At 60.9% G+C, this 13,846-nt stretch carries 12 protein-coding genes; 4 read left to right on the plus strand and 8 right to left on the minus strand.

The annotated features are described in order from the left end of the window. Nucleotides 1-251 precede the first annotated feature (251 nt). From PQQ52_RS09405 to PQQ52_RS09420, 4 genes are all read right to left on the minus strand, one after another. Entirely contained in the window at nt 252-1,070 is an 819-nt protein-coding gene (locus tag PQQ52_RS09405; protein ID WP_201081981.1) for an ABC transporter permease subunit, read from the minus strand. After that, nucleotides 1,070-1,999 carry an ABC transporter permease subunit gene (locus PQQ52_RS09410; protein ID WP_408209611.1) on the minus strand — a complete coding sequence of 310 codons (930 nt, stop codon included), beginning with the start codon at nt 1,997-1,999 and terminating at the stop codon, nt 1,070-1,072. The genes PQQ52_RS09405 and PQQ52_RS09410 overlap by 1 nt, the downstream gene beginning before the upstream one ends. After that, nucleotides 1,996-3,162 (minus strand): ABC transporter ATP-binding protein, encoded by a 1,167-nt coding sequence (locus tag PQQ52_RS09415; protein WP_408209614.1) that lies wholly within the window; start codon nt 3,160-3,162, stop codon nt 1,996-1,998. The genes PQQ52_RS09410 and PQQ52_RS09415 overlap by 4 nt, the downstream gene beginning before the upstream one ends. Nucleotides 3,163-3,254: 92 nt before the next feature. Further along, on the minus strand, nt 3,255-4,355 hold the full coding sequence (locus PQQ52_RS09420; protein WP_408209617.1) for a polyamine ABC transporter substrate-binding protein: 1,101 nt from the start codon (nt 4,353-4,355) through the stop codon (nt 3,255-3,257). A 507-nt stretch (nt 4,356-4,862) separates the two neighbouring features. Here PQQ52_RS09420 and PQQ52_RS09425 point away from each other — a divergent pair. The 3 genes from PQQ52_RS09425 (at nt 4,863) to PQQ52_RS09435 (ending at nt 8,172) form a co-directional block, all read left to right on the plus strand. After that, a complete protein-coding gene (locus PQQ52_RS09425) occupies nt 4,863-6,167 on the plus strand; it encodes an Nramp family divalent metal transporter (protein ID WP_408209619.1) in 1,305 nt (434 codons plus the stop codon). 319 nt (nt 6,168-6,486) lie between these two features. Then, a complete protein-coding gene (locus tag PQQ52_RS09430) occupies nt 6,487-7,824 on the plus strand; it encodes a phospholipase A (protein ID WP_408209622.1) in 1,338 nt (445 codons plus the stop codon). Between the two features lie 144 nt (nt 7,825-7,968). Further along, the gene (locus PQQ52_RS09435; RefSeq protein WP_408209625.1) at nt 7,969-8,172 is read left to right on the plus strand and encodes a DUF1289 domain-containing protein; all 204 of its coding nucleotides are present in this window, start codon (nt 7,969-7,971) and stop codon (nt 8,170-8,172) included. 136 nt (nt 8,173-8,308) lie between these two features. On the opposite strand, the gene PQQ52_RS09440 is transcribed toward PQQ52_RS09435, so the two are convergent. The 3 genes from PQQ52_RS09440 to PQQ52_RS09450 all read right to left on the minus strand — a co-directional run bounded on the left by PQQ52_RS09440 (nt 8,309) and on the right by PQQ52_RS09450 (nt 11,992). Continuing rightward, nucleotides 8,309-8,965, minus strand: coding sequence for an OmpW/AlkL family protein (locus PQQ52_RS09440; protein WP_408209628.1), 657 nt, complete (start codon nt 8,963-8,965; stop codon nt 8,309-8,311). A 250-nt stretch (nt 8,966-9,215) separates the two neighbouring features. Beyond that, nucleotides 9,216-10,808 carry an ABC-F family ATPase gene (locus tag PQQ52_RS09445; RefSeq protein ID WP_408209631.1) on the minus strand — a complete coding sequence of 531 codons (1,593 nt, stop codon included), beginning with the start codon at nt 10,806-10,808 and terminating at the stop codon, nt 9,216-9,218. A 137-nt stretch (nt 10,809-10,945) separates the two neighbouring features. Continuing rightward, nucleotides 10,946-11,992: an NAD(P)-dependent oxidoreductase gene (locus PQQ52_RS09450; protein ID WP_408210315.1), complete on the minus strand. Its 1,047-nt coding sequence runs from the start codon at nt 11,990-11,992 to the stop codon at nt 10,946-10,948. A 201-nt stretch (nt 11,993-12,193) separates the two neighbouring features. Here PQQ52_RS09450 and PQQ52_RS09455 point away from each other — a divergent pair, with 201 nt between their 5' ends. Then, nucleotides 12,194-12,400, plus strand: a complete 207-nt coding sequence (locus tag PQQ52_RS09455; protein WP_054035325.1) for a dodecin — start codon at nt 12,194-12,196, stop codon at nt 12,398-12,400. A gap of 281 nt (nt 12,401-12,681) precedes the next feature. Here PQQ52_RS09455 and PQQ52_RS09460 read toward each other — a convergent pair whose 3' ends face one another. Next, nucleotides 12,682-13,776, minus strand: a complete 1,095-nt coding sequence (locus PQQ52_RS09460; RefSeq protein WP_408209634.1) for a BMP family ABC transporter substrate-binding protein — start codon at nt 13,774-13,776, stop codon at nt 12,682-12,684. Nucleotides 13,777-13,846: the final 70 nt, after the last annotated feature.

The following is a 13,846-nucleotide window of genomic DNA, read 5'->3' on the forward strand; positions in this document are numbered from 1 at the left end:
CTGGCAGAAACGCTGGGTGTTGCAACGACCGGTTGAATCCGCCGCTGCTTTCTTTTGCTTACTTTTCTTTGCAGCAGGCAAAGAAAAGTAAGTGCCTGCCCCGCACAGGGGCGACGCTAATAAACCAATAACAATTCAAGGAAAGGCCAACACCACAGGCAATCAGACGAACAAGCGCCGAGGAGACAAACAGCTCAGGTAAAGCCCAACGCCGCAGGCAAGCAACCAAATCGCCGCACAAGCAAAAAAACCTAAACCGCCATAACAGCCCTCTTCCTCTCAGCCCGCTGCATAAAATAATTAGCAGCCACAACACCAACAGTAACCACAGCAATAAACAACGTAGCCAGCGCATTCATCTCAGGATTCAACCCAAGCCGAACGCGAGAGAAAACAACCAGCGGCAGCGTAGTCGACCCTGGCCCGGACAAAAACGCCGACAAAACCAGATCGTCGATAGACAAGGTAAACGACAACAACCATCCAGAAACCAGCGCCTGCGAAATCAACGGTAACGTGATGAAGAAAAACACCCTCAGCGGCGTAGCCCCAAGATCAAGCGCAGCCTCTTCAAGCGAAGGATGCAACTCCTTCACACGCGACTGCACGATGATCGCCACATAAGAAATACACAGCATCACGTGCCCGATCCAGATCGTGAAAATGCCACGCCCGGCGGGCCATCCCAACCACTTGGCCATTTCGATGAACAACAGCAGCAACGAGATCCCCTGAATCACCTCGGGAATCACCAGCGGCGCATTGATCATCCCGGTGTAGAGGGTAAAGCCACGAAACCGCCCCATGCGGGCCAAAACGAACCCGGCCCACGTGCCGATAATCACCGACGCAAACGCCGTCAGCAACGCCACGCGCAAAGACAGCCACGCAGCCGCAATCAACTCATCGTCCTGCAACAACGCGGCATACCAGCGCGTGGAAAACCGCGTCCAAACCGTGACCAGCTGCGATTCGTTGAACGAATACACAATCAGACTCACGATCGGAATGTAGAGAAACAGAAAACCGATCCCCAAAGCAATGAACTGCAAAATCCGGTTCGGTTTCATCAGCGCCTTTCCTCCATCGCCTTCGCCTGCGCGTACTGGAAAAACGCCATCGGCACCAATAACAACAACACCATCGCGCACGTCACGGCAGACGCCATCGGCCAATCGGCATTGTCGAAGAACTCATTCCACATCACGCGGCCAATCATCAGCGTGTTCGCGCCACCCAGCAATTCCGGAATCACGTACTCGCCTACCGCCGGAATGAACACCAGCAAACAACCGGCAATGATGCCGTTCTTCGACAACGGTAAAGTGATTTGCCAGAACGCCCGCCACGGCTTCGCGCCAAGGTCGTAGGCGGCTTCCAGCAAGGTCATGTCCATCTTCACCAGATGCGCATACAGCGGCATCACGAGGAACGGCAAATACGAATACACCATGCCGATATAAACCGCAGTGTTCGTGTGATACAGCTCGATCGGCGTACGGATCAGCCCGATCGACATCAGGAAGTTGTTCAGCAAGCCATTGTTCTTCAGGATGCCGATCCATGCATACACGCGAATCAGAAACGACGTCCAGAACGGCAGCATCACAGCCATCATCAGCAGATTACGGCTCGCCGGATTCGATCGCGCAATGTAGTACGCCATCGGATAACCGATCAGCAAACACAGCAACGTGGAGATGCCCGCGACCACCACCGAATTCACATAAGTCGCGAAGTACAGGCTGTCCGTCAACAGAAACGCGTAATGCGACAGGTCCAACGCAACGTGAATCACACCGTCCGTAAACGTGGTGAGTTCCGTATAGGGCGGAATGCCAAGCTGCAAATCCGCGAAGCTGATCTTCACGACCAGCAGGAACGGCACCAGGAAAAACAGCAGCAGCCAGATGAATGGGCCGGCCACCACCGCGGTGCGGCCAGTCAGGTTGAAACGGCGCACCGGCCACGACGCGAGCGAACTGATCGAGCGCTTCATGACGTCAGCACCACGCCGGCCGATGCGCTCCAGCGCACATACACTTCGTCGCCCCAGGTGGGCGGATCGATCTCCGTCAACGCCAGGCTAGTTACGTTGGCGATCACCGTTTTGCCCGCGTCGAGCTTCACGTGATACAGCGAATAGCCCCCCATGTAAGCGATATTCGTGACGACGCCCTTGCCCCAGTTGTACGCGCCTTCAGGCGGCTTGCGCGTGAGCGCGATGCGCTCGGGCCGCACCGAGATCGTCACTGGCATGCCGAGCGGCCCGGTAATGCCGTGGCTCACGTACAGACGGACCGGCAGGTCGGGGGTTTCGATGAACACGTGATCGGGCTCGTCTTCGACGACGTTGCCGTCGAACAGATTGGTCGAGCCGATGAATTCGGCCGAAAAGCGGCTGTTCGGATATTCGTACACTTCGTGCGGCGTGCCCAGCTGGATGATCTCGCCTTCACTCATCACCGCGAGGCGGTCCGCCATGGTCATGGCCTCTTCCTGGTCGTGCGTCACCATCATGCAGGTCACGCCGACCCTGTCGAGAATGTTGACCAGTTCGATCTGCGTGCGCTGACGGATCTGCTTGTCGAGCGCGGACATCGGCTCGTCGAGCAACAACAGCTTGGGCCGCTTGACGAGCGAGCGCGCGAGCGCCACACGCTGCTGCTGACCGCCGGAGAGCTGATGCGGCTTGCGCTTGGCAAAACGGCCCATCTGCACGAGATCGAGCGCGTTCTGCACGCGGTCTTTCAGTTCGGACTTCGGCACGCCCTCCTGCTTCAGGCCGAAGGCAACGTTGGCCTCGACCGTCATGTGCGGAAACAATGCGTACGACTGGAACATCATGTTGACCGGGCGGCGATACGGCGGCAATTGCGCGAGGTCTTCGCCGTCGATCAGGATCTTGCCCGACGTGATCGATTCGAGGCCGGCCAGCATGCGCAACAAGGTCGATTTACCGCAGCCGGAACTGCCGAGCAGCGCGAACAGCTCGCCCTTTTTCACCGACAGATTGACCCCTTTGACCGCTGCGGTCTCGCCGAACTTCTTCACGATGTCGACGATCTGGACGAAATTCTCTGCTGCGTCGTCCGCGTCGACGTTCAGGCCCGGGGACGGCACCGCGTCCCCTGCCAGCGCGCCCGACTGGTCACTACTCATCACAATGCTTTACTCCGGCGTTTGACGAACAAAGCCCCCGGTGGACACCGAGGGCTTCATGTTGAACCATACCTGTTCACTCTGGCCGCGGATCAGCGGCCGGACTTGAATTCAGTCCACAGCCGCGTTTGCAGCCGCTGGATTTCCGGCGGCAGCGGCTTCAGCAGGAACAGGGTCTTGATGACTTCAGGCGACGGGTACACGGCCGGATCGTTCGCCACGTCCTTGTCCACATACTTACGCGCTTCGAGGTTGGCGCTCGGGTAGTAAACAGCGTTGGTAATCGCGGCGTGAACCTGCGGGGTTTCGATGTAGTTGATCCACTCGAGCGCGGCTTCCTTGTTCTTCGCGTCCTTCGGAATCGCCATCACGTCGAACCACACCGGCGCACCGCCCTTCGGAATGTAGTACTCGACCTTATACGGCTTCTTCGCTTCCACCGTGCGATGCTTGGCGATCACGACGTCACCCGACCAGCCGTACGCGAAGCACACGTCGCCGCCGACCAGATCGTTGATGTAGCCCGACGAATTGAACTGCGTGATGTACGGACGAATCTTCTTCATCATCTCGAGCGCGGCGCGGTAGTCGGCCGGGTTCGTGCTCATCGGATCCTTGCCGATGTAATGCAGCGCGGCAGCGAACATCTGGTCTGGCGCGTCGAGCACGGACACGCCGCAGGCTTTCAGCTTCGAAATGTTTTCCGGCTTGAAGAGGACGTCCCAACTGTCGAGCGGCACGTTCTTACCGAGGAGCTGCTGCGCCTTGGTGACGTTGTAGCCGAGGCCAGTCGTGCCGTATGCCCAGGGTACCGTGTACTTGTTGCCCGGATCGGCGCCCGCCACGAGGGCCATCAGCGAGGGATCGAGGTACTTCAGGTTCGGCAGCTTCGATTTGTCGAGCGGCGCGAAGATGCCGGCGGCGATCTGCTTACCGGCGTAGTTGCTGGTCGGCACGACGATGTCGTAGCCGGAATTGCCGGTGAGGAGCTTGGCTTGCAGCGTGTCGTCGCTGTCGTAGTTGTCGTATTTGACCTGGACACCCGTCTGCTTGGCGAAGTTCGGAATGGTGTCCTTGGCGATGTAATCGGACCAGTTATATACGTTCAGCTGCGTGTCTTTTGCAGCGGCCGTCAACCACGGCGTCGCGCACAAGACCAGCGCCGCCACCTGCCCCACTACCCGTCTTTTCATCCCGTTCTCCGATCCAGACCGGTCCGAGCCGATCGCCTTCACTCATGCCGCGGCACACCGCACGCGGCTCCCCTGAAAAACCCGAAAACTACCATTAATTATTGCGCGCACCCAAAAAAATGCCGGGCTGTCGCGCCAACGGTACAGCGTAAGCCGTGCCGCTACAAAATGGGCGCAATTTTAGCGGGTTATCGGCGCGTGTCTACCCAAAAAAAACACTAGTGGCGGCGTCGCTGTTATCCCATTGTCAAGTTGCACCGGTCTTGCCACAGTCAGTTCGCATCGAGAGGCGAGCGGGAGACCGTTTTCTGCGAATTTTATGCCGTACGGCTAAGCTTCGATCCGAGGGTAGGCCACCCGTCGCGGCACGGTGCACAATAGCTCTGAAGACTCGAAGACGGCGTGGCGCGCATCACGCAGGCGTGCTTTGACCTCACTGCGTCGCGTGCCGGGTTCGCTACGGGCACGTCGTTTGCGAGCGTGCGCAGTCTTAACCTCCAGGCATCAATGAACACGAATCCGTCCGCGTTGCGACCGAACCGCCGCCGGCGTCTGCCAGGAGGCGGGCCGGCACGCCCGGCACACTGGTTTTCATTCGTCGGCGCCGGGGCGTTGATCGCGGTCGGCTATATCGATCCGGGCAACTGGGCAACAGCGCTCGGCGCCGGCGCGGGCTACGGTTACCAGTTGTTGAGCATGGTGCTGCTGGCGAGCCTGATGGCGATGCTGCTGCAGTGGCTGTCGTCGCGGCTGGGCGTCGTGACCGGCCGTGACCTGGCGCAGGTCTGCCGCGAACGCTCGAGCCACCGCGTCACACTCTTCCTGTGGCTGACCAGCGAGGTCGCAATCATTGCCTGCGACGTCGCCGAGGTGGTCGGCAGCGCCGTCGCATTGCAATTGCTGCTCGGTGTGTCGCTGACGGTCGGCGTGCTGATGTCAGCCATCTGCACCTTCGCGCTGCTGGCGCTCCAGCAGAAAGGCGGCCGCAAGCTCGAGGCGGTGATCGCGACGCTGATCGGCTTTGTCGGGCTGTGCTTCGTGATCGAGCTGGCTCTGGCGCGGCCCGACTGGCATGCCGCGCTGGCCGGCACCGCGCCGAGCCTCGACCTGCTGCGCAACGTCGGCATGGTGTGGCTGGCGGCGGGTATCGTCGGTGCGACGGTGATGCCGCACAACCTGTATCTGCACTCCGCCCTCGTCAAGCACCATGCGCCGGAAGGCAGCGACGCCCAGATCAAGACCGCGTTGCACGTCGTGAATCTGGACACCTTCGGCTCGCTGTCATTTGCCTTCGTCATCAACGCGGCGCTGCTGATCGTAGCGGCGGCGGTCTTCTACGCGAGCGGCCATCGCGACGTCACCGATCTTGCCGACGCTCATCGTCTGATCGCGCCACTCGTAGGCACGCATTGGGCCGGCATCCTGTTTGCGGCGGCGCTGCTCGCATGCGGCCTGAGCGCGACCGTCACGGGCACACTGGCCGGCCAGGCGGTGATGGAAGGCTTTCTGCGCCTGCGCCTGCCGCGCTGGAAGCGCGCGCTGCTCACCCGGGCGCTGGCGATCGGGCCGGCGCTCCTTGCTGTCGCACTGTTCGGCCAACACGGCTCCAATCAACTGCTGGTGGCAAGCCAGGTGGTGCTGAGCCTGCAATTGCCGCTCGCGGTCGTGCCGCTGATCCGCTACACGTCGGACGCCGGCCTGATGCGCGGCTGGCATGTGCGCGGCGTACCGCTCGTGCTGGCGTGGCTCTCGGCTGCGTTCATCGTCATGCTCAACGGCGCGCTGCTGTGGCAATTGGCGTTCGGCGGATGACGCGATTTTCCGGCGGCTCCTTGCATTCAGTTTGCGGATCAAGCCAGTTTGTAAGTATTCTCTTAGTCATTCCCGACGACAAGCGACGCCGCTCGCGGCGCCGTGCCGCTTTTGACGCCTCGTTCGCGGTGGCTTCCGTTTTAGTACGAGCGCCGTTTTGAGGCGATTTTTTCTGCCGTTTTTCTGGCGGCTCTTTGAGCCGGTTTTGCGCCATTTTTGCGCTGCTTTCTGCGTCCGAGCCCGCGTGCCGGTGTAGGTCGTCACTCGACGCCCCTGCCGCGCCGTCTCGTTCGCGCTTCTGCTCTCTGGACGACAGCCCATGCGCTTTCACGCTTCGCTTGCCCGCCCCGCCCCCCGCACGTCACCTCAAAGTCACCACACCCTCCCGCGCATTTCATGCGCCACGCTCCTGTCCACGCTCGTCGCCATTGCAGCCCTCGCCACCTTTCCCGGCGAGGCCCGTGCGACGGTCGCGATGCTGCAACCCGCGCGCGTCGCCGCGGCCAACGAGCCGCTGCAAATCACGCTGCTCTATTCCGCCGACGACGCCAGGGCCCTCACCATCACCGTCCCGCCGACCATTCGCGTAACCGTGAACGGCGCCGAACAGTCGCCGCAGCCGCTCGACCTGCAGCGCGAACCGGGCGTCCCCGAAACACTGCATCTGCGGCCGGGTCAGTTCCGCAAAGTGCGTTTCTCGGCGCCCTGGCCGCGGTCGGCACGCGGTGAAGTGCGCATCGATCCGGTGGGCTTCGACGCGTCGCCGGCGCTCATCGCGATCAATCGCGGGCCGCAGCAGGACGCCGTCGCCCAGGCAGAACAGGCGGAAAGCCAGGCAGGCACACCGGCACAGGCCGCTGAAACGGCCGCGGCAGTCGACGGCCCGACGGGCGACGCGATGTCGCCTCCCGGTGACTCACTCTCCACGACCGGGCGCGGTGTGCTCTCGCACGTCTCCTACTACGAGCCGATGTACTTCGCTGTCGGCCACAATGGCGACACGAACGCGCGGCTGCAATTGAGCTTCAAATATCGCATCCTGATGCCGGACGACCTGCGCTCGAAGGCTTTCCTCGACAACCTGTATTTCGCTTATACGCAGACCTCGATCTGGGATCTGTCCGCCGATTCGCGGCCGTTCCGCGATACAACCTATTCGCCGCAGTTGTTCTACTACGTGCCCGACACGGGATGGCACAGCCCGTTTTTCACGCGTATGGGTTTTGCGGCGGGCATCGCGCATGAATCGAATGGCAAGGCGGGCACGGACTCACGCAGCATCAACATGCCCTTTATCCGCCCGACATGGGAATTCGGCGATCTGACGGGCAATCATCTGACCGTCTCGCCAAAAATCTATTACTACCTCGGCACGAGCAACAATCCCGATATCGCCGACTATCGGGGCTATGTCGATCTGCTGGTCAAATATGGCAGCCCGGACGGCTGGCAACTCGCGACCACACTGCGCAAAGGCACCAAGCACTGGTACGGCAGCATCGATTCGCAATTCACCTATCCGCTCGCCAGACTGCTCGGCAGCAAATGGGGCGGCTATATCTGGGTGGGGTACTTCAACGGTTATGGCGAGGACCTGCTCGACTACAACAACCGGCAACACTGGATGGCGCGAATCGGGTACAGCATTGCGCGCTGAGGGAACGGATTCGGATCGGGGCGAAGGCGCCGACGGATACTGCCAACCGACCATGCATCCATGCCACGACGAGCGCGACGCCGAGGCGCGATCGTCGCATCGGTTAACATAGCGAAACTTCGCCTCTCTGCCCCAAGGTTTCCGATGGCTTCGAATCTCCACGATCTTCCCGACAGCCCGTGTATCGGCGTCTGTTCCACGCTTTTCGACGAGGTCTGCAAAGGCTGCGGCCGCACCGCCACCGAAGTGTCCAACTGGGTGTTCCTGAGCGACGAGGAAAAGCGTGCCGTGTGGGTACGCATCGAGCAGGATGGCACCGCCATGCGTTTCAAGAACGCCAAGCTGTAGTCTCACGGCTGCGCGGCCGCCCGTATCGCCCCTGCTGCCGGAGAACCCTTTCCCGCTTTCCCGATCGGAATTGCAATAAAAAACGCCGGACATTCCGGCGTTTTTCGTTGCGAACGCTATTTCTCGAGCACGGAAATCAGAACCGCATACCGACACCCAAACCGACCACCACCGGATCGATATTCAGCCGACCGAGCGACTGACCACCGAGCGTTGCGTCGGTGTGCATCCAGATCTTCTTGATGTCCGCGTTGACGAACAGCGACTTGGTCACCTGCACGTCCACGCCGGCCTGCAACGCGGGGCCAAAGCTGTGGTTGGTGATCGAGATCGGCTGACCACCCGCGTTCAGGCCGTTGTTGTAGAACAACGTGTAGTTCAAACCCGCCCCGACGTACGGACGGATACGCCCCGCGTGGTTGAAGTGGTATTGCAGCAGCAGCGTGGGCGGTAACACATTCACGCCACCAAGACTGCCGAGGCTCGACGTCAATTGATGGCGCGACGTGCCGAGAATCAGCTCGACGCCGAGGTAGTCGCGGATCATGTAGGTCAGATCCAGTTCCGGCACGATGGCGTTGTTGACGCCTACGTTGAGCGCCGACAACGACTGGTTGGTCCCCACGTTCGGCATGATGCTGATTGCGCGCAGACGCACCAGTACGTCGCCGGCGTGTATGCCGCTCATTGAGTCGTCGCCGGCAGCCTGCGCCTGCGGAGCCAGCGTGCCCGCGCCTAGCAGGCACGCGGCGATGGCGGCGGTCCTGATCCTGTTCCTGAACGATTGCTTCATGTGCTTCCCCGAGTGTTTGTTTGCGTGCGGGGATTGTCGAAGGTCTCGCCAGGCTTCACGTTGACCCGCATCAACCAGGCGAGAACACCCATCGCCCTGCGACAGCGGGTCGCGTCGCGCCGGTCAGGAGCAGCTCAATCACGGTGGCAAACGGACAAACCAGAGCAGGTGCTTAAGTCGCGGCCCATGAAAAAAGCCCGCTTCGAAGAAGCGGGCTTTGCTTGACGCGACACCGTGAAGCGAGGAACGCTTACTGCACGCCCTGGCTCAGCAAGAAGTCTTCATAGTTGCCGCCGAAGTCGTTCAGCGTACCGTTGGTCTTCACTTCGATGACCCGGTTCGCGAGACCACTCACAAACTCGCGGTCGTGCGACACAAAGATCAGCGTGCCTTCGAACTTGTCGAGCGCGATCTGCAGCGATTCGATCGACTCCATGTCCATGTGGTTGGTCGGCTCGTCCATCAGCAGCACGTTGTGGCGGCCCAGCATCAGCTTGCCCCAGATCATGCGACCTTTCTCGCCACCGGAGAGCACCTTGACCGACTTGCGGATGTCGTCGGCATTGAACAGCAGACGGCCGAGGGTGCCGCGCACCATCTGTTCGTCGTCGCCTTCCTGGCGGTAGCCGTCAATCCACTCCATCAGCGTGAGGTCGTCCGGAAACTCTTCGTACGTATCCTGAGGCATGTAACCGATGTTCGCGTTTTCGGCCCACTTCACCGTGCCGTGATCGAGCGCAAGCTTGCCGAGCAGCGAGCGCAGCAGCGTGGTCTTGCCCGCGCCGTTCTCGCCGATGATCGCGATACGCTCGCCTGGCTGCACGCTGATGCTGAAATCGTTGAAGATCGAGCGCTCGTACTTCTTCGAGATCTTGTCCGCCACCACGGCGATGTTATGCAGCTTCTTCTCGTATTCGAAGCGGATGAACGGATTCTGCCGCGACGACGGCTTGAATTCCTCGATCTTGATCTTGTCGATCATCTTCATACGGCTGGTAGCTTGACGCGCCTTCGACTTGTTCGCCGAGAAGCGGCGCACGAAGTCCTGCAGGTCGGCGACGCGTTCCTTCGCCTTGGCGTTGGCGTTCTGCTGACGCTCGCGCGCCTGCGTGCTGGCCAGCATATAGTCGTCGTAATTGCCCGGATAGACCTTCAGCGTGCCGAAGTCCATGTCGGCCATGTGCGTGCAGACCTGGTTCAAAAAGTGACGATCGTGCGAGATGATGATCATCGTCGAGTTGTACTGGTTGAGCACGTCTTCCAGCCAACGGATCGAGTTGATGTCCAGATTGTTGGTCGGCTCGTCCAGCAGCAGCACGTCCGGCTTCGAGAACAGCGCCTGCGCGAGCAGCACGCGCAGTTTCCAGCCCGGTGCAACGTTGCTCATCGGGCCATTGTGGTCTTCGATCGCGATGCCGATGCCGAGCAGCAGCTCGCCCGCGCGCGCTTCGGCGGTGTAGCCGTCGTACTCGGCGAACTTCGCTTCGAGTTCGGCGGCGTGCATGTAGTCGTCGTCAGTCGCGTCGGGGTTCGCGTAGATCGCGTCGCGCTCGGTCATCGCGGCCCACATTTCGGCGTGGCCCATCATCACGACGTCAAGCACGCGCACGTCTTCGTACGCGAACTGATCCTGGCGCAGCTTGCCGAGGCGGACATTCGGTTCGAGCATCACGTTGCCGGAGCTCGGTTCCAGATCGCTACCCAGGATCTTCATGAAGGTGGACTTGCCGCAGCCGTTCGCACCAATCAGGCCATAGCGGTTCCCTCCCCCGAATTTGACCGAGATATTCTCGAAGAGGGGCTTTGGCCCGAATTGCATGGTGATATTGGCGGTAGACAGCACGACACGTCCTTTGAATGTGATATCGGCGAACAACCTAATATTTTAGCAGGTTATCGTGAATTCAACCCACGCACGCGCCGTGCTCCGGCGTTTTGACGCCGCCTTCATGCTGGGTCACACGCCGTTCCCATCTGTGGCTAACATGCTCCGGGCGCCTTCCAGCCGTCGCGCGGCGTCTGCAAAACGTCGATAAAGGCCGACAGATCGGCCTCGGCCAGCCCCATCGCCGCACCAAGTCGCAGCAACTGCTGGACTGTGGATGAAACCGGCATCGGCGTGCCGGTTTCGTACGCCGTCGCGGCGATCGTATCGACGTCCTTCTGAAATGTGCGGAATGCGCCGATCGGCGCGAGGCCGCTTTGCGTCATGCGTGGCACGAAAATCTGCAGCAGGACGGAATCCGCCCAGCCGCCGGCAAGGCCTTCTGTCAGTTTGGAGGCGTCGATGCCGCTGCGTTGCGCAAGACTCACTGCCTCGGCGATCGCCGCCACGGTCGCAGTGACGATGGTCTGATTGCAGAGCTTGGTGGTCTGCCCCGCACCGACCTCGCCCATATGCGTGACGCGCGCTGAATACGCGCCGAGGAGCGGCGCGACTGCCTCGACGTCCGCTGCCGCGCCGCCTGCCATGATCGCGAGCGTCCCTGCGGTCGCGCCCGCTACGCCACCGGATACGGGGGCGTCGATCCAGCCGACGTTTGTGGTGCCTGTGCCTGTGCCTGTGCCTGTGCCTGTGCCTGTGCCTGTGCCTGTGCCTGTGCCTGTGCCTGTGCCTGTGCCTGTGCCTGTGCCTGTGCCTGTGCCCTCAGGCCGCCGCTCTCGCCCACCCTCGCCCGTCGCCGCAATCGTACCGTCCGCCGCAACGGTAGCCACTGCCGCCGCACGCCGCGCGAACGCGCGCGTCGCAGCCGGCGGAATGCTCGAGTGATCGACGATCCAGCGTACGCGTCCCGATGTAGCGGCATCCACACTCAGCAGTCCCTCTGCACCGAACACCGTTTCTTCAACCGCCGCAGCATCCGCGACGCACAGCAGCACCGCCTCGCATCGCGAAGCCAGTTCGCCCGGTGTGTCGACCACCTTGGCCCCGTCCGCCAACAACGCTTCTGCCTTGGCCCGTGTGCGATTCCAGACATGCACGGTATGCCCCGCGCGCAGCAGATGCCGGATCATCGGCGCGCCCATCAGACCGGGACCGCAAAAACCAATTTCCACTTTCAAGCCTCGTCAGGTTTCAGATTGAGTTGCGCGGACATCATAACGGCCTCGCCTCACCGCGGCATATCGGGCACGCGATGTGCGGGATGGCTCACTCATCCGGCGATGCCGGCCGCATTCCATTGCCTATACTTTTCGCACACCAACGAAGATCAAAGGAGGAAGTCCATGTCAGAACACGTCTATAAGCAGATCGAACTGACCGGCTCATCGACCAAATCGATCGACGATGCAATCAGCACCGCGATTAAAAAAGCGTCGAAGACGCTGCGCAATTTGCACTGGTTCGAAGTGACTGAAACACGGGGCCAGATCGAAAACGACAAGGTCGCCTACTGGCAGGTGACCATCAAGGTCGGCCTGCGCATCGACTAAGGCTTCGCCCGAAACATATTCAACACATCATCTGAAGCAAAAAAAGCCGCGTCCAGTACGGACGCAGCTTTTTTATGCAGCGGTTGCTGGGATCGCCGTCTGGTCGACGGCAACCCCGCCGATCATTACTCGATCATTCGTGACCCGGTCATTCGTGACCCGGTCATTCGCGACCGGTCATTCGCGACCCGATCATTCGTGACCCGGTCATTCGCGACCCGGTCATTCGTAACCGCGCCAATCGCTACACGACTCGCTCGCGATAACCGCGAAAAGCCGGATTACTTCGGCAGCGAACCGTCCACGCCTTCCACATACCAGTTCAGGCGTTGCAGTTCCGGATCGGTCAGCGTCTTGCCTGCCGGCACCTTCACCGCGCCGGACTGATCCTTGATCGGACCGGTGAACACGTCCCACTTGCCGCCTGCCAGCTCGTCGCGCTTCGCCGCCACCTGCTTTTGCGCATCGGCCGAAATCGCCGACGTGTTCAGGTCTTCAAGATTGACGGCCTTCTGCGGAATGCCCCACCACACCGGATCGTTTTTCCACTTGCCGTCCAGCACCTGCTGGATAGCCGCGTTGTAATACACACCCCAGTGCGCGACCACCGACCCGAGATGCGCCTCAGGACCAAACTTCTTCATGTCCGAGTCCCAGCCGAACGCATGCACGTGCTTTTCCGACGCGGTCGCGAGCGTCGCGCTCGAATCGGTGTTTTGCAGCAGCACGTCAGCGCCCTGCCCGATCAGCGTTTCAGCAGCCTGCTTTTCCTTGCCCGGATCGAACCAGCTGTTGATCCAGATGACTTTGGTGTGAATCTTCGGGTTCACCGAACGCGCGCCGAGCGTGTACGCGTTGATGTTGCGGATCACTTCAGGAATCGGCACCGACGCGACAAAGCCGAGCGTGTTGGTCTTCGTCACATAGCCCGCGGCGACGCCGGCCAGATACGCGCCCTGGTACATGCGCACGTCATAGGTGCCGAAGTTCGGCGCCTTCTTGTAGCCGGTTGCATGCAGGAACACCGTATCGGGGAAGTCTTTCGCGACCTTCAGCTCGAAGTCCTGATAGCCGAAGCTCGAACCGATGATGATCTTGTTGCCCTTGTTCGCCAGATCGCGGAACACACGTTCCGAGTCGGCCGATTCCGGCACGTTCTCGATGCGGGTGATCTTGATCTTGTTGCCGAACTTCGCTTCGGCTTCCTTCGAGCCCTGATCGTGCGCGAAGGTCCAGCCGGCATCGCCAGGATTGCCGAGGTAGACAAACGCAACGCCCGGTGCGTCGGCCGCCTGCGCGGTTTGCGCGAGCGGCGCGGCAAGCGCCAGTGAGGCGGCGCCCCAAGCGAAAGCGGTCAGCAGATTTCTTCTCTTCATGTTTTCTCCTGTCGTGTTTATCGAAAGATTTGAAACGTGTGGTCGGTCACGTGCGAATACTCTGCTCGAT

The organism is Paraburkholderia sediminicola, from assembly GCF_046030555.1.
GTDB lineage: Bacteria > Pseudomonadota > Gammaproteobacteria > Burkholderiales > Burkholderiaceae > Paraburkholderia > Paraburkholderia sediminicola_E.